The organism is Colwellia sp. BRX10-4, assembly GCF_014077465.1.
Classification (GTDB): domain Bacteria; phylum Pseudomonadota; class Gammaproteobacteria; order Enterobacterales; family Alteromonadaceae; genus Colwellia_A.
In genome coordinates this window covers 503,784-520,790 of record NZ_JACGVZ010000001.1, presented here as the reverse complement: position 1 = coordinate 520,790, position 17,007 = coordinate 503,784, and the positions used below count along the sequence as shown (strand labels likewise).

At 38.2% G+C, this 17,007-nt stretch carries 11 protein-coding genes; 3 read left to right on the top strand and 8 right to left on the bottom strand.

The features are described from left to right. Nucleotides 1-97 precede the first annotated feature (97 nt). From ispH to murJ, 6 genes are all read right to left on the bottom strand, one after another. Entirely contained in the window at nt 98-1,027 is a 930-nt protein-coding gene (ispH, locus tag H4J67_RS02370; RefSeq protein ID WP_182176025.1) for a 4-hydroxy-3-methylbut-2-enyl diphosphate reductase, read from the bottom strand. A 41-nt stretch (nt 1,028-1,068) separates the two neighbouring features. Next, nucleotides 1,069-1,503, bottom strand: coding sequence for an FKBP-type peptidyl-prolyl cis-trans isomerase (gene fkpB / locus H4J67_RS02365; protein ID WP_182176026.1), 435 nt, complete (start codon nt 1,501-1,503; stop codon nt 1,069-1,071). A 1-nt stretch (nt 1,504) separates the two neighbouring features. Further along, the gene (gene lspA / locus H4J67_RS02360; protein ID WP_182176027.1) at nt 1,505-2,032 is read right to left on the bottom strand and encodes a signal peptidase II; all 528 of its coding nucleotides are present in this window, start codon (nt 2,030-2,032) and stop codon (nt 1,505-1,507) included. Nucleotides 2,033-2,257: 225 nt separating this feature from the next. After that, complete coding sequence (gene ileS, locus H4J67_RS02355) at nt 2,258-5,095, bottom strand: isoleucine--tRNA ligase (protein ID WP_182176028.1); 2,838 nt, start codon at nt 5,093-5,095, stop codon at nt 2,258-2,260. A 115-nt stretch (nt 5,096-5,210) separates the two neighbouring features. Next, entirely contained in the window at nt 5,211-6,137 is a 927-nt protein-coding gene (gene ribF, locus H4J67_RS02350; RefSeq protein ID WP_182176029.1) for a bifunctional riboflavin kinase/FAD synthetase, read from the bottom strand. Between the two features lie 122 nt (nt 6,138-6,259). Further along, nucleotides 6,260-7,849: a murein biosynthesis integral membrane protein MurJ gene (gene murJ / locus H4J67_RS02345; RefSeq protein ID WP_182176030.1), complete on the bottom strand. Its 1,590-nt coding sequence runs from the start codon at nt 7,847-7,849 to the stop codon at nt 6,260-6,262. A gap of 310 nt (nt 7,850-8,159) precedes the next feature. On the opposite strand from murJ, the gene rpsT reads away from it, so the two are divergent. Together rpsT and H4J67_RS02335 are read left to right on the top strand one after the other, a co-directional pair. Further along, nucleotides 8,160-8,420 carry a 30S ribosomal protein S20 gene (gene rpsT / locus H4J67_RS02340; RefSeq protein WP_070374488.1) on the top strand — a complete coding sequence of 87 codons (261 nt, stop codon included), beginning with the start codon at nt 8,160-8,162 and terminating at the stop codon, nt 8,418-8,420. Between the two features lie 193 nt (nt 8,421-8,613). Continuing rightward, the gene (locus H4J67_RS02335) at nt 8,614-10,266 is read left to right on the top strand and encodes a dipeptidyl-peptidase 3 family protein (protein WP_182176031.1); all 1,653 of its coding nucleotides are present in this window, start codon (nt 8,614-8,616) and stop codon (nt 10,264-10,266) included. A gap of 439 nt (nt 10,267-10,705) precedes the next feature. On the opposite strand, the gene dinB is transcribed toward H4J67_RS02335, so the two are convergent. Next, a complete protein-coding gene (gene dinB, locus H4J67_RS02330) occupies nt 10,706-11,767 on the bottom strand; it encodes a DNA polymerase IV (protein WP_182176032.1) in 1,062 nt (353 codons plus the stop codon). A 237-nt stretch (nt 11,768-12,004) separates the two neighbouring features. On the opposite strand from dinB, the gene H4J67_RS02325 reads away from it, so the two are divergent. Next, nucleotides 12,005-13,135: a HupE/UreJ family protein gene (locus H4J67_RS02325; RefSeq protein ID WP_182202765.1), complete on the top strand. Its 1,131-nt coding sequence runs from the start codon at nt 12,005-12,007 to the stop codon at nt 13,133-13,135. Nucleotides 13,136-13,256: 121 nt separating this feature from the next. Here the strand turns inward: H4J67_RS02325 and metH are convergent, their stop codons facing one another. After that, nucleotides 13,257-16,955, bottom strand: coding sequence for a methionine synthase (metH, locus tag H4J67_RS02320; protein ID WP_182202763.1), 3,699 nt, complete (start codon nt 16,953-16,955; stop codon nt 13,257-13,259). Nucleotides 16,956-17,007: the final 52 nt, after the last annotated feature.

The window sequence follows — 17,007 nt, the reverse complement described above, 5'->3', positions numbered from 1 at the left end:
AGGTTAAGTCATGAATGTTGTTATTAAAATGCTTTAAATTTAAGCACTCATATAACGGATAAAATTACATTCAACCACTTAACCTGATATTTTAAGATTAGCGCAATTCTATAGGTACCGCAAATACTGTGTTCTCTTTGCGACCAGGATATTCGATAACCTCTTGACCACCAAAGTCTTTTAGTGCGTCAATAACTTGTTGGATAAGTATTGCGGGTGCAGAAGCTCCGGCAGTAACACCAATTTTATTAACATTTTCAAGCCATTGTGGTTGAATATCGGCAAAAGTATCAATCAGGTAGGAAGGTGTGCCCAACTTCTCAGAGAGTTCACGTAAGCGATTAGAGTTAGAGCTATTTTTGGCGCCAACAACTAACAGTAAATCAACTTGTGCAGAAATAGTACGTACCGCATCTTGACGATTTTGTGTTGCATAACAAATGTCGTCCTTGCGGGGGCCTTTAATTAAAGCGAACTTATTTCTCAACGCGTCAATAACTTCTGATGTATCATCAATGGATAAAGTCGTTTGGCTACAATAATACAATTGAGTAGGGTCTTTTACTTCAAGTGTTGCTACATCAGCAACAGACTCAACTAAATATATCCCCCCTTGCTTACTCTCATATTGTCCCATCGTACCCTCAACTTCAGGGTGTCCCGCGTGACCAATAAGAATGCATTCAATATTTTTACGACTGGTACGTGACACTTCCATATGTACTTTAGTTACTAACGGACAAGTAGCGTCAAATACTTTTAGACCTCGGTCTTTAGCTTGTTTACGTACTGCTTTAGAGACGCCATGAGCACTAAAAATAACGGTATTATCGTCAGGAACTTCAAAAAGTTCATCAACAAATATCGCGCCACGGTCTTTTAAGCCATCAACAACAAACTTGTTATGTACTACTTCGTGGCGTACATAAATAGGCGCACCAAATAAGTCTAGCGCTCGGTCTACGATACTAATCGCTCGATCTACGCCAGCACAAAAACCACGAGGGTTAGCTAAAATAATTTCCATAATTTGTTCCTGAGAGACTCAAAAGTCCTAAGAGTTAACGATTATAAAACTTCAACAACGTCAATAACAAATGTTACTGCTTGTCCCGCTAGCGGATGATTAAAGTCAATAGTGACCGATGTACCGATCACTTCTTTGACCATACCAGGTAACTCTATATTGCCAGGTTGTGTGAAAGTAATGATACTGCCCACTTCTGCTGGTACGTCACTACCAAATTTATCTGCATCAACGTAATGGAAATTATCTGGATTAGGTTCGCCAAAGGCATCTTTTGCTTCGAGGGTAAATTCTTTAGAATCTCCAGCGGCAAGGCCTAACAATTGCGCTTCAAAGGCAGGAGAAATACTGGCATCACCCATAATAATTTTAGCAGGCTTTTTGTTTACTTTGGTACTGTCTGCCGCTGAGCCATCAGATAATTTCATAGTGATATGAGCGATAACTTTAGATTTATCAGTAATTAACATTGTCATTTTATTTCTCGTCTACTTTTGTCTTAGTAATTTCAGTTTTTTTGGCTGAATCACCATTTTTAAAGGAATCAAAAATCATCAATGCCGCGCCAATAAAAATAGCAGAGTCTGCGACATTAAAGGCTGGCCAATGATTATCGGCAATATAAAAGTCTAAAAAGTCGATAACATAGCCAAATAATGCCCGGTCAATTAAGTTGCCCACAGCACCACTGAGCATAAACGCTAAAGCGATACTTAATAGTGCATTATTCTTTGGCGTTTTAGCCAACCACACTAAAAAAACCACACTGGCAATAGCAGCAATAATGGTAAAGAACCAACGTTGCCAACCGTCTTGGTCAGCAAGAAAGCTAAAGGCTGCCCCTGGGTTTTGTACATATCTCAAATCAAAGAAAGGTAAAATGTTCATCGACTCATATAAATCAAATGAGTTAACAACCAGTTGCTTGGTTACTTGATCAATAATCAAAAATAACACGGTTAACCATAACCATTTAAAACCCGTTTCTGTAAAAAGTTTATTCATTTTCATATTTCTACTGTGCTAATAGTTGTTGTTATTTAACTAATAAGATAGTTAGCATGTTTTTTGAATGTCTGACCTAAGCCTTTTCAACAAAACTAATTGATGAACTATTGGCTTATTCAAAGCTAGTTCATTCAAGAATAAAGCTAAAGTACACAGCCTAGTTAACTAGATGAGTACTTTTTCTGCAATTCTTGGATGAAATAGCAAAGAATACACAAATATTTAGGCGAATTGGCGTTCCTCGCCCTCACCCTCTATGTTGGTAATACAACGTCCACAAAGTTCTGGATGTTTTTCATCTTCCCCAATGTCTTCAGTTACATGCCAACAACGCTCACATTTGGTGCCTGTTGCTGGTGCAACCGTTAACCATAAGCCTTCAATCTCAGTTGCTAAAGCGCCCGTTGGTGCACTGTCAACCACTTCAACCGTAGCTTTAGAGGTGATCAAAACAAAGCGAAGTTCTTCGCCTAATTGTTGTAATTTTTCAGCAAGCTCTGCATTGGTGTATAAAACAACTGCTGCTTCAAGCGCTTTACCCACTTGTTTTTCTTTACGGGCATTTTCTAATGCTTTATTTACTTCGGTGCGAACAAGTAAAATTTCATTCCAGTAATCATTGTTTAAGGTATTACTTGTTTCTGCCTTAGGCAAACCATTAAACCAAACACCGGTAAAAACGAATTCATCACGCGTTTCGCCTGACGGTGTTGGTAGCGCTTGCCAAATTTCTTGTGCAGTAAAAGATAAAATAGGAGCCATCCAACGAGTCATCGCTTCAGCGATTAAATACATAGCGGTTTGACAAGAGCGACGAGCCTTACTGTCTTCTTTCGCTGTATATTGACGGTCTTTAATAATATCTAAATAGAAGCCACCTAATTCTGTGGTACAAAAGTTCATCAGCTTATGAACAACAACATTAAATTCGTAGTCATCATAAGCGCTAACAATTTCTTTTTGCAGTTGTGCAGCTTTATCAACAGCCCAACGGTCAAGTGCAACCATATCGTCAAAAGCGACTGAATCAGTTTTAGGATCAAAACCATTAAGGTTTGATAATAAAAAACGCGAGGTATTACGAATACGACGGTACGCATCGGCTTGACGCTTAAAGATTTCATCAGAGACAGTAATTTCTTGCGTATAGTTAACTGAAGCTACCCATAAACGCAAAATGTCTGCACCTAACTTACTGGTGATTTCTTTTGGTGTAATAACATTGCCTAATGACTTAGACATTTTGTGACCGTTAGTATCAACGGTAAAGCCATGTGTTAGTACTTGCTTATAAGGCGCTTTACCATTCATCGCTACCGATGAAATCATTGACGACATAAACCAACCACGATGTTGATCTGAACCTTCAAGGTATAAATCTGCAACGCCATCAAATTCTTCACGTGCATTAACAACGGAGTAATGAGTCGTTCCAGAGTCAAACCATACATCTAAGGTGTCTGGTACTTTAATATATTCTTTAGCGTCATCACCAATAAGCTCAGCAGCGTCTAAATCAAACCATGCTTGAATGCCTTTTTCTTCAACACGCTTAGCAACCGTTTCAATCAGTTCAATGCTGCGTGGATGTAAAGCACCCGAGTCTTGATGAATAAATAATGCCATTGGCACGCCCCAAGTACGTTGACGTGAAATACACCAGTCAGGGCGACCTTCAACCATCAATTCGATACGGCGTTGACCCCAATCAGGGATCCATTGCGTTTTTTCAATTTCGTTTAATGAATCTTGGCGTAAACCTTTTTTATCCATGCTAATAAACCATTGTGGTGTAGCACGAAAAATTAAGGGTGTTTTGTGGCGCCAGCAATGCGGGTAAGAATGCTCTATTGCATGGTGGTGTACTAAAGTGCCATGTTCTTTCAATGTTTCAACGACATTGGCATTGGCTTTAAAAACATGTTGGCCAGCAAACAATGGTGTATCTTCTAAATAAACACCATTAGCGCCAACAGGGTTAGCTACTTCAAGGTTATATATTTTGCCCACCACGAAATCTTCAACACCATGACCAGGTGCTGTATGTACACAACCCGTACCAGAGTCAGTCGTTACATGCTCGCCTAAGATCATTGGTACAGTAAAATCATAAAATGGGTGTTTAAGTTGCACTAAATCTAAATCGCTACCTTTACAAAACCCTAATGCATGATATTTATCAATTCCAAAACGGTCCATACATGCGGTCACTAGGTCCGACGCTAAAATATAACGTACTTTGCCCTGCTCGGTTTCACATTGTACTAAAGTGTATTCAACGTCGGCATTAACAGAAACTGCTCGGTTAGCCGGAAGTGTCCAAGGTGTAGTGGTCCAAATAACAACCGATACTTCACCTTCACCTTGATGATTTTCAGGGTGATCAAACTTATCAGCAACACTTTGGTCAACTACAGTGAATTTTACGTCAATCGCTGGCGATTGTTTATCTTTGTATTCAACTTCAGCTTCAGCCAAAGAAGAACCACAATCTGTACACCAATGCACAGGTTTAAACCCTTGATGTAAATGACCATTCTCAGCTATTTTACCTAAAGCACGTATGATATTGGCTTCAGTACCAAAATCCATAGTAAGGTAAGGTTTTCCCCAATCAGCAAAAATCCCTAAGCGTTTAAAGTCTTCACGCTGACCAATAACTTGCTTGGCTGCATATTCACGACATTTTTCTCGAAAGACACTGGCAGATACTTTATGACCTGGTTTACCAATTTTTTTCTCAACCATTAATTCAATCGGTAAACCATGGCAATCCCAACCAGGCACGAACGGTGCATTAAAGTCAGATAACGTTTTTGATTTAACAATAATATCTTTAAGAATTTTATTAACAGAATGACCTAAGTGAATATCACCATTTGCATACGGAGGACCGTCATGCAAAATAAATGATTTCTTACCTTTTTTAGCCGCTCGAATTTGGCCGTACAGATCTTTTTCAGCCCACTCTTTCAGCATATTTGGTTCACGGTTTGCCATGTTACCTTTCATCGCGAAAGAAGTAGCTGGCAAGTTTAGGGTTTGTTTATAATCACTCATTTAAATCATTATCCGTTGTTATATTCGCTAACTGGTGGTTAGCCTCTAATAAGTTAATAGTAAAATCGACATTGGCTTGATATCAATTTTACTATTAACTCACGTATCTGTTTACTTATAGATCTTGAACAAAGGCTTTTGCCTGCTCACTATCTTGTGATATTTGCTTAGTTAATTCATCTAGTGATGAAAACTTTATTTCATTTCTTAATTTATTTAGCATAACCACTTCGATGGTTTGACCATAGATGTCTTCATTGAAGTTAAAAATATGTACTTCTAGCTGCTGCCTAATACCAGACACTGTTGGTCTTGAACCAATATTAGCCACACCATAAAAGCATTCTTTAACAGTATTTACTTTTACCACAAAAACACCGGAGATAGGTGAAACTCGTCTTTTTAATAAAACATTTGCGGTAGGAAACCCTAGTTTTCGGCCACGCTTATCACCATGAAAAACCCGTCCGATAATAGAATAAGCACGACCTAGCATTCTTTCTGCGTCAGCTAATTGATTATTCTCTAAAGCATTACGTATTTGAGTACTGCTAATCCGACAATTTTCAAGTTTGAAACTTGCGGTATCAGAAACAGCAAAATCAAATTTTTCACCGGCTTGTTTCAACAGACTAAAATTGCCTAAACGGTTTTTTCCAAAGCAGAAATCGTCGCCAATAATTAAATGTTTAATGCCTAGCTGTTGAACTAATAAAAGTTCGATAAACTCTGACGCGCTTTTATGGGCAAATTCTCGATGAAAATTAACACAAATTAAACGTTCTACACCCAAATTTTTCAACAGAAAATATTTATCTCTTAAACGTGTCAATCTTGCAGGAGCCGTCTCAGGAGAAAACAACTCTTGCGGCTGAGGCTCAAAAATCATCACTGCTGGTGTACAATTCAATACTTTAGCTTTTGCAATTAAAGCTTTTATAACGCGAGCATGTCCTAAATGAACACCGTCAAAATTGCCTATGGTTAACACACAGCCATGATCTTCAGCTTGAATATTGTGGATACCGCGTATTAACTGCATTTAATTAAAAAACCTAAATTTGACTGACATTAGTATACTAGTGTCGCCATTAATGAATAAAAACCTATAAATTATATATCACTCAGGCTTAAGAATCAGCACCTGAAGCTAATTTCATCAATTTATTTTTCAGTTACTTTAACTTTGAAATCTTTCACTCGAATTCCCAGTGCAGCAATAGAAATAAAATAACTGAGCATACCTAAAGTAATGCAAATAAGTAATTGTTGAATTTGCAAGGTGGTTTCCATCGCTAACCAAACTGTAAACGGGGGTGATAACGTAAAAACAACCACTGCCATAATCCCTGCAGAAAAGATAAGCCGCACAAAAAACCACCACGTTGTTTTAGACAATGCAAAAATATTATTACTTTTTAAACCATGGTAAAGCATTAACGCATTGAGTGTTGCCGACATAGCTGTCGCAATGGCCAAACCTACATAACCAAAAAAAGGTGCCAACATCAGATTGAAAATCATATTAGCCGCCATCGCTTTAATACCTATTTTAACGGGGGTTTTAGTATCTTGGCGTGCGTAATAAGCCGGTGCTAATATTTTAATAAACATAAAGCTGATTAAACCCGACAGGTAAGCAAATAAGGCATAAGAGACTTGTAAAACAGTTTCTTGAGAAAACTCACCACGCATAAATAAAATCATAATAATCGGCTGAGCTAATACCATTAACCCTGCAAGTGCGGGCCAGCCAAATAAAGAAACAATTTTTAAGCCCCAAGTAATCGTCTCACTAAACTCTTCTTTGTCTTGCTTAGTATGCAATTTAGCTAAACTGGGCAAAATAACGGTAGCTATACCAATACCAAATAACCCTAAGGGAAATTCTAATAAACGATCGGCGTAATAAAGCCAACTAATCGAGCCAGTGACTAAGATACTGGCTATTAGGGTATCAAGCAGTAAATTAATTTGCGTAACAGAAACGCCAAACAAAGCAGGAACAATAAGTTTGCGGATTTTTTTTACACCTTTCGCGTGCCAAGCCCATTTTGGTTTAACAAAGGCACCGGCTTTAATTAAAAAAGGTATTTGAAATAAGAACTGAGCTAAGCCCCCTAAAAATACGCCCCAAGCTAATGCAAAAGCAGGATTGTCGAATAAGGGTGACAAGTAGATTGCACAGCCAATAATGCAAACATTAAGTAAAACAGGGGTGAAAGAAGAAACAGCAAATCGACCAAAAGTATTTAAAATCGCGCCGGCAAGTGCGGTAAAGCTAACAAACCATAAATAGGGGAAGGTAATTTTTAGTAGTGATGCGGCTAACTCAAACTGTTGGGCTTTGGGACCATCGTTAAGCCAATCTACAAACCAACCAAAACCAAATAAAATCACAAATAACGGCGAGGCTATCATGCCAATAAGCGTTACTATGGTAACAATTACACCTAAGGTGCCTGAAACTTGAGCGATTAATTTACGTGTTTCACCTTCTTTCAAACTCAGCCCATCGGCCTCATCTTTGGTATGATATTCACTCAATACAGGTACAAAAGCTTGTGCAAAAGCACCTTCGGCAAATAATCGACGTAGAAAATTGGGAATTTTATTGGCAAAGAAAAAAACATCAGACGCTAAACCTGCACCAATAATGTTCGCAATAACAACGTCTCTAACTAAGCCGAGCACACGAGAAATCAAGGTCATAAAACTCACTATAAGACCTGATTTTATTAATTTTTTACTCAATGCATAGCTCCAATAAATCGATATAAATCATCATATTCCAAGATGTAATTTTTCATTAATATTATGCAGCTTTTTACCTGTGATAAACAAGTAAATGCAAAGAAGTTTTTAATCTATTTTAAATCCTGTAAATAACAGGTAAAATAGCGCCATTATTTAGTAACCAATAATGATAATTATTATATAATAGTAAATTCATCGTTATTAAGTAAATTAAACCGGTAAAAGGTTTGACAATCGAGCTAAAAAAAGGCATATTTCCTCGCCTTAAATTTAGGCTATATATACAATCATATTTTAGGAGTTCACCTTGGCTAATTCAAAGCAGGCGAAGAAACGCGCGGTTCAATCAGAAAAACGCCGTCAACATAATGCAAGTCGTCGTTCAATGATGCGCACTCTATTCAAAAAAGTACTCGCTGCAATTGAAGCTGGTGACAAAGACACAGCATCTAAAGAATTTGCTGCTGCACAACCGATCTTAGATCGTTTTGCAAGCAAAGGTCTTATTCACAAAAATAAAGCTGCTCGTAGTAAGAGTCGTTTAAACGCTGCTATTAAAGCGCTTTAATTTTTGTTATTGAATTAAAAAACCAGCTTATGCTGGTTTTTTTTTGCCTATTATTTAATTTTTTTACCCCGCCAATAAAACAAACTCACTAAAACCTGATCCCATCCCATAGATTAAGACCTTGCGCATCCTGCCATTTTTGGTAATCTCTTTGCGTTATATATACATATTCAAAAAATACGTGAGAATAAAAATGAGACTAACAAAACTCGCTACTGGCCTTTTGCTTGCCACTAGCCTATTAAGCGCTTGTAGTGAAAATAATAAACAACCACGTTCAGCGCCTACTTTATTAGCAGAAGCCAAAAGTCGTTTAGACATATATAAGCCAGTAACACTTAGTGCTGATTTGAGCCACTTGTCTGAAAACCAGAAAAAAATGATCGTATTGCTTATTGAAGCTTCAGATATTATTGATGAACTTTTCTGGCAACAGGCTTTTGGTGAAGACAAAGCAAGCTTCCTTGCTAGTATTGATGATGAAAAAGTCCGTGAATTTGCCCGTATCAATTATGGTCCTTGGGATAGATTAGATGGCGATAAACCTTTCCTTTCTGGATATCAAGCAAAAGCGGCTGGCGCAGAGTTTTACCCTAATGACTTAACCAAAGCTGAATTTGAGCAAGCAGATTTTGCTGACAAAAGTGGCTTATATTCGGTCGTTAAGCGTACCAGCGATGGACAATTAACGTCAGTGGCTTTTTCTGAGCTTTATAGCGATAGCATTAATCGTATTGCGGCTATATTGGAAAAAGCATCAAGCTTTGCTGATGATAAAGAATTTGCAAATTACTTAAATTTACGTGCGACAGCAATCCGTCATGATGACTTTCAAGCGTCTGATTTTGCTTGGATGGATATGAAAAACAATCCTATTGATGTCGTTATTGGCCCAATAGAAACCTACGAAGATCAGCTTTATGGTTACCGCGCTGCTTTTGAATCTTATGTGCTCATTAAAGATTTAGCCTGGAGTGAAAAACTCGCTAAATATGCTGAATATTTACCCGAATTACAAAAAGACTTACCCGTTAAAAAAGCCTATAAAAAAGAAGTACCCGGCTCTGATGCAGACTTAAACGCATACGACGTCATTTATTATGCAGGTCATTCTAATGCCGGTAGTAAAACCATTGCGATTAATCTCCCCAATGACGAAAAAGTACAGTTAGAAAAAGGTACACGCCGTTTACAGCTTAAGAATGCGATGCAAGCCAAGTTCGATAATATTATGTTACCCATTGCTAGTACCTTAATCGTTGCTGAGCAACGTGAAAATGTAACATTCAATGCCTTCTTTGCTAATACGATGTTTCATGAGGTTGCCCATGGTTTGGGTATCAAAAATACGATTAATGATAAGGGCACAGTACGCCAATCATTAAAAGAACATGCGTCAGCACTAGAAGAAGGTAAAGCCGATATCCTTGGGCTTTATATGATCCGCCAGTTACTCATTAAAGGCGCCATTGAAGAAGGTACATTGCAAGATTATTACACAACCTTCTTAGCGGGAATTTTCCGTTCAGTGCGCTTTGGCGCAACATCTGCTCACGGTAAAGCCAACATGGTACGGTTTAATTACTTTGCTGAGCAAGGGGCGTTTACTCGTAACTCGCAAGGGTTATACTCTGTCAACATTGATAAAATGACTGCCGCTATTAATTCGTTGTCTGAGCTTATTTTAACTCTACAAGGTAATGGTGATTATGAGGGTGTAGCTGCACTTGTTGCAAAAAGCGGTGTCATTAAAGCCGATTTAGCAGAAGACTTAGCGCGTATTGAAGCGGCTAATATTCCCGTTGACATTACCTTTAAGCAAGGTAAAAAAGTGTTGGGTTTATAGTTTTATAAATATAATATGTGTTCTTAACTAAAGTCTAATTAAAACCTATCTAAAGCCTATCTACTACGATGGGCTTTTTTTAAATAAAAACAGGAGGTATTTAAATTTATAAACATTTAGAAGAAAAAGTCGAGTAAAAATAACAACGAACCTTGCAGCACCACACAAACCGTACATCATGAAAGCAAAAATAATTCGATGAGTTTAAACAGGCTTTATAAACAGAATAACTCATACTGACCAGGAGAAATTATTTTAAGTGTCGATTCGATAAAAACATCTTTTTTTATCAATAGAAGTGGACAAGTTGTTTTCAAATCAACCGGCTCAAATATTGACGATCCAAAATTAGAATTAGCGGTTAAAGAAATCATTAAACCCAAATAAGCACAATATTAGCTAAAATAATGCTACTGACATCAGATCAAGTCACTACCGGTTATAAACTAAAACAAAGCTGCTGTGTTTCTTTATTATTATGCTCAGCAAAACCTAGGGTTAATCCTATTAAACGTATTCCCCTAGATTGGCTGCGCAGCAGTGCTTTTAACAGTAATTTTTTAAAGGTGTTTTCATCACATTGGCTGCTTTGCTGTTCAACTGTTGTTTGGGTAAAGTCATTAAACTTAAGTTTAATCCCTTGCTTACTAATAACCATATGTTGATGTTTTTCTAATCTCACTAAAAGCTTCTCATATAAAAGCTCAACGGCACTTTCACACTCTTTTTCACCAGACAAATCTTGAGAAAAAGTGGTTTCTATCGCTAATGATTTTCTTACTCTGTCGGTTTCTAATTGGCGATGATCAATACCAAAACTACGTTGGTACAATGCAGGCGCAAACTTGCCGACAATAGGTGTTAATACGGCGACAGAACTTGCTCGTATATCTGCACATGACGAAAAGCCGTAACCCAATAACTTTTGTGCGGTTTTAGGGCCAATACCCGGAATTTTTTTCAACGGTAAATTTTCAACGAAACCACTAACATCTGCGGGTGTAACAACGCATTGACCATTAGGTTTGTTTTCATCACTGGCAATTTTAGCGATAAATTTATTAGGGGCAACACCTGCCGAGGCGGTTAGATTGAGCTCATTAAAAATATCACGACGTATTTGCTCCGCAATAAGCGTCGCACTGCCGTTAAACTCTTTGTTATTGGTAACATCTAGAAAAGCTTCATCAAGCGACAATGGTTCAATCAACTGAGTGTAACGTTGAAATATCGCCCTTATTTGTGCAGAAACTTCTTGGTAAACAGCCATTCTTCCTGAAACAATAACTAGCTCAGGGCAAAGTTGCATCGCCTTAATTGCTGGCATTGCCGAGCGAACACCAAATTTTCTTGCTTGGTAATTACACGTACACAAGACGCTTCTGGGCCCTGTACCACCGACCGCAAGTGGCACATTACGTAAAGACTCATTATCACGCATTTCAACAGCTGCATAGAAACAGTCCATATCTATATGTATTATTTTTCGGCTTTGAGTCATATTTTAGTCATGTTTTAATTATAGTAATCATGTTTATCAAAAGTCCCTTATTTCGCTGTGAAAAAATAAAGCATATTTTCGCTATGGACAACTCAACCTAGACTGTATACAAACACAGTATAAACTTTTAAGTTAATAGTTCAATACTGAAATAATAATTTGACCGCTGTTAATTTCATACTAAATACGTTAATTTGTCGCTTTATTTTTTATCAATGACTAGCTGATATTACTTTTATGATTACGCGCCTTTTACAAACAACTTTTGCCCTATTACTACTTTTATCACCTGCACTAGTGAATGCTCACACCAATGAAGCTAACCAAGCAGAGCTAAACTTACTTGTAGAGAATAACTACCAACTTAGTATCGATATTGATGTTTTGCATGTTATTAAAAGTCATCAAAAATCATCAGTAGATGAGGCAGATTTAATTAATTATCTGAAAAACCTCTCTTTAATTGAAATAAAGCAATTACTCTCAAAAATATTACAAATGATAAATCAACAAAGCGCTTTTATTATTGATGAAGAAAATGTACTTGTTGCCCCTTTTTCAGGGCTAACGGTATTTGAATTAAAAGCAATACTTGGCTCTGACTCACCAAATAAAATCATTAAGCTATTTTCGCAGGGTCAATTGCCACAAAAAAGTAAAAAAGCAGCCTTGATATTTTCGCCTATTTTAGGGGATGTCTTATTAACAGTTAGCCGTTCAGAGAAATCTTTAGTGCTATCCGGCCAGAACAGCCATCACTTTTCTACTGATGACATCAAGGGTGGTGTACGTAAACTTTCAACAGCCGAAATTAAACTGCTTAATATTGTTGAGTATATCTATCAGGGGTTTGTCCATATTCTGCCACAAGGGCTTGATCATATTCTCTTTGTACTCGCGCTATTTTTATTAGCCACTAAGACATCGACACTGCTCTGGCAGGTAAGTGCCTTTACGCTTGCCCATACCATTACGCTAGCTTTGGGTATCTTTGGTATTATCAACCTTCCTAGCAGCATTGTAGAGCCACTTATTGCCTTATCAATTGCTTACGTGGCTATTGAGAATATTTTTTATCACAAACTGACAAAGTGGCGCTTACCCATTATCTTTGCTTTTGGTTTACTGCACGGTTTAGGGTTTGCAGCAGTACTTGTTGAACTGGGCTTACCCAAGAGTGAGTATATCAGTAGCTTGATTTCATTTAATATTGGCGTTGAGTTCGGTCAAATAACGGTCATTGCCTTGGCTTTATTAGCGACGCGCTGGTTTGCTAAAAAACCTCAATATAGACAATACGTGGTGATACCGTTAAGTGTGCTTATCGCCGTTATCGCTATTTATTGGTTTATCGAAAGAACCTTTTAATACGAAACACAGGGCATATCGTCGCTTAATATTGAGTCGTAAAATGAACAACGGCCTTAAACCTACTTTATAGAGATTTAAGACCGTTGCCGTATAAACTAATTGATAATGGCTATATTAATTACTCAGGTTCATAATCCAAGTTAGCTGACAGCCAACGCTCTGCTTGTGGCAATGTCATCCCTTTGCGAGTAGCATAATTAATCACTTGGTCTTTAGCGACTTTAGCGACCGCAAAGTATTTTGATTCTGGATGAGCAAAGTACCAACCACTAACCGCGGCTCCAGGCCACATGGCAAAACTTGAGGTGAGCTCCATGCCGATGTTTTCTTCAACATTGAGTAGTTCCCACAACAAACCTTTTTCAGTATGCTCTGGACAGGCAGGATAACCCGGCGCAGGTCTAATACCTTGATATTTTTCACGAATTAAATCATCATTAGCAAGCGACTCTTGTGGGGCATATCCCCAGTATTCTTTGCGAATTTTTTCATGGAGATATTCAGCACTCGCTTCTGCTAATCGGTCGGCAACAGCTTTAACTAAAATACTATTGTAGTCATCATGTTGAGCGGCGAACTCCTTCACTAGGTCATCACAACCATAACCAGCAGATACCGCGAAAGCACCAACATAATCTTTAATACCCGACGTTTTATCGGCGATATAATCAGCCAAACAACGGTTAAACTGCCCTGCTGGTTTTTTACTTTGTTGACGTAATTGATGTAATTTCATCAATGGTTTATCTCGGTTTTCATCTGCAAACAATATTAAATCATCTTGTTGACGATGAGCTGGAAACAGACCAAAAACCGCTTTTGCCGTTAACTTTTTACTGTTAATAATATCGTCTAATAAAGCATTAGCATCATTAAATAGATTAGTTGCCTCTTCGCCGACCACTTCGTGTCGTAAAATAAGCGGATATTTGCCTGATAATTGCCAGGTCATGAAAAATGGCGTCCAATCGATGTAGTTTCGAATGACATTTAAATCAAGATTATCAAGTACCGTAATACCAAGTTTATTGGGTATTTTAGGGGTATAGTTTTCAAAACTTATCGGCGCAGCATTAGCGCGTGCATCTTCTAGTGATATTAAGCTTGAACGTGGTCCTTTTTTATAATGACGCTCACGCACCCGCACATATTCATCATCTTGACGCGCTAAAAATGCCACACGTTTCTCACTATCATCTGAAAGTAAGGTACTAACGACTGAAACTGAACGCGATGCATTAGGCACATATATCACCGGATGTTGATATTGTTGCTCTATTTTAACGGCAGTATGAGCTTTTGATGTTGTCGCGCCACCAATAAGTAACGGCAAGTCAAAATTAAGACGTTTCATTTCTTTAGCGACATGCACCATTTCATCAAGTGACGGTGTTATCAAACCTGATAATCCAATCACATCGACTTTTTCGGCTTTCGCCACACGCAAGATATCATCACAAGAAACCATGACACCTAAATCAATAATTTCGTAGTTGTTACATTGCAAAACAACACCGACTATATTTTTACCAATATCGTGGACATCACCCTTTACTGTTGCCAGTAAGATTTTACCGTTTGATTTTATTTCAGTTTTTTCAGCTTCAATGAATGGATTTAAATGAGCAACAGCTTGTTTCATCACGCGGGCTGACTTTACCACTTGTGGCAAAAACATTTCGCCAGCACCAAATAAATCGCCAACGATATTCATACCATCCATTAATGGTCCTTCAATGACATCAAGAGGTCGTTCAGCCACTAGCCTTGCTGCTTCAGTATCTTCGACAATAAATTCATTAATGCCTTTAACCAAAGAGTATTCTAAACGCTCTTTAATCGGTAGCTCACGCCAGGTTAAATCAGCCTTATTGTTTTTGCTCCCCGCTTGCCCGCGATAAGACTCAGCCACATCAAGTAAGCGTTCTGTTGCGTCGTCATCACTATTTTGTATAACATCTTCGACAGCAAGGCGGAGATCGTCAGGAATATCTGAATAAATAGCTAACTGACCTGCATTTACAATGCCCATGTCCATACCATTTTTTATTGCGTGGTATAAGAACACCGCATGAATCGCTTCACGTACTGGGTTATTACCACGAAATGAAAATGACACGTTAGAAACACCGCCCGAAATCATCGCATGAGGCAGGTTTTCTTTTATATCGGCAACCGCTTCAATAAAATCTACTGCATAGTTATTATGCTCTTCGATACCGGTTGCTACCGCAAAAATATTCGGATCAAAAATAATGTCTTCTGCAGGAAAGCCTATTTCATTGACTAAAATTTCATAAGCACGTTTACATATTTCATACTTACGTACCCGTGTGTCTGCTTGACCTTGTTCGTCGAAGGCCATCACAATAACAGCCGCGCCATAACGGCGTAAAAGTTCAGCTTGTTTACGGAAGTTTTCTTCGCCCTCTTTTAAGCTGATTGAGTTAACAACCCCTTTGCCCTGAATACATTTCAAGCCTTCTTCTAAAATATCCCATTTAGAAGAATCAAGCATAATAGGCACTTTCGCGATATCTGGCTCACCAGCAATTAAGTTCAAATAACGGATCATCGCCGCTTTTGAATCAAGCATGCCTTCATCCATATTTATATCTATAATTTGCGCGCCATTGGCAACTTGTTGCAGGGCAACTGCGACCGCTTGTTCGTAATTTTCTTCGGTAATTAAGCGTTTAAATACAGCAGAGCCAGTAACATTAGTTCGTTCGCCAACGTTAACAAACAATGAAGTTTCATCTAGGGTTAACGCTTCAAGCCCGGACAGACGACAAGCAATTTTCCTGGCGCTAATTTCCCTAGGTGTTACATTGGCAACCGCATCGGCCATACCTTTTATATGCGCCGGCGTTGTACCACAACAGCCACCAATAATGTTAAGGAATCCCGACTCAGCCCACTCGTTGACATGAACATTCATATCTTCGACGCTGAAATCGTATTCACCAAAGGCATTAGGCAAGCCTGCATTAGGATGAGCTGAAACAGCAAAGTCTGATATTCGACTCAATTCTGCCACATATTGTCTTAGTTCAACCGGACCTAATGCACAGTTCAAACCAAATGAAATAGGTTTTGCGTGGCGTAATGAATTATAAAAAGCTTCAGTTGTTTGCCCAGATAATGTTCTACCTGATGCATCAGTAATAGTACCAGACACCATTACTGGTAAACGTAACTGTAATTCATCAAAAACAGTTTCTACCGCAAAAACAGCGGCTTTAGCATTTAAGGTATCGAAAATAGTCTCGATAAGAATAATATCTGAGCCACCTTCAATCAGTGCTTTAGTTGATTCTATATAGGCATCTTTTAACTGATCAAAAGTCACATTACGATAAGCCGGATCGTTAACATCGGGTGAAATAGAACATGTTCTGTTGGTTGGCCCTAAAACACCGGCAACAAACCTAGGCTTATCAGGATTTTTAGCGGTAAATTCATCCGCTGCTGCACGGGCTATTTGTGCCGCAGCTAAATTTATTGCCGCACTGTACGACTGCATATCGTAATCTGCCATCGCAATCGTGGTGGCGTTAAAAGTATTCGTTTCAAGAATATCAGCACCCGCTTCAAGGTATTCATAGTGAATAGCTTTAATTACCTCGGGTTGTGTAAGCACTAACATATCATTATTGCCTTTGACATCAAGATGCCAATCAGCAAATTGTTCACCACGATAATCTTGCTCTTCAAATTTATAGGCTTGGATCATTGTTCCCATAGCACCATCTAAAATAAGAATTCTTTTTTGTATTTGTTGCTCAAGACGACTAAACGATGCTGATTTTTTCATACGATTTCTCTACTTTTACTTTCAAACTTAATTTGATGGCTACATATATCCG

Coding starts and splice junctions, on each gene's coding strand:
- ispH (WP_182176025.1), bottom strand. CDS start 1,027: ATGGAAATTATTTTAGCTAACCCTCGTGGTTTTTGTGCTGGCGTAGAT.
- fkpB (WP_182176026.1), bottom strand. CDS start 1,503: ATGACAATGTTAATTACTGATAAATCTAAAGTTATCGCTCATATCACT.
- lspA (WP_182176027.1), bottom strand. CDS start 2,032: ATGAATAAACTTTTTACAGAAACGGGTTTTAAATGGTTATGGTTAACC.
- ileS (WP_182176028.1), bottom strand. CDS start 5,095: ATGAGTGATTATAAACAAACCCTAAACTTGCCAGCTACTTCTTTCGCG.
- ribF (WP_182176029.1), bottom strand. CDS start 6,137: ATGCAGTTAATACGCGGTATCCACAATATTCAAGCTGAAGATCATGGC.
- H4J67_RS02335 (WP_182176031.1), top strand. CDS start 8,614: ATGAGACTAACAAAACTCGCTACTGGCCTTTTGCTTGCCACTAGCCTA.
- dinB (WP_182176032.1), bottom strand. CDS start 11,767: ATGACTCAAAGCCGAAAAATAATACATATAGATATGGACTGTTTCTAT.
- H4J67_RS02325 (WP_182202765.1), top strand. CDS start 12,005: ATGATTACGCGCCTTTTACAAACAACTTTTGCCCTATTACTACTTTTA.
- metH (WP_182202763.1), bottom strand. CDS start 16,955: ATGAAAAAATCAGCATCGTTTAGTCGTCTTGAGCAACAAATACAAAAA.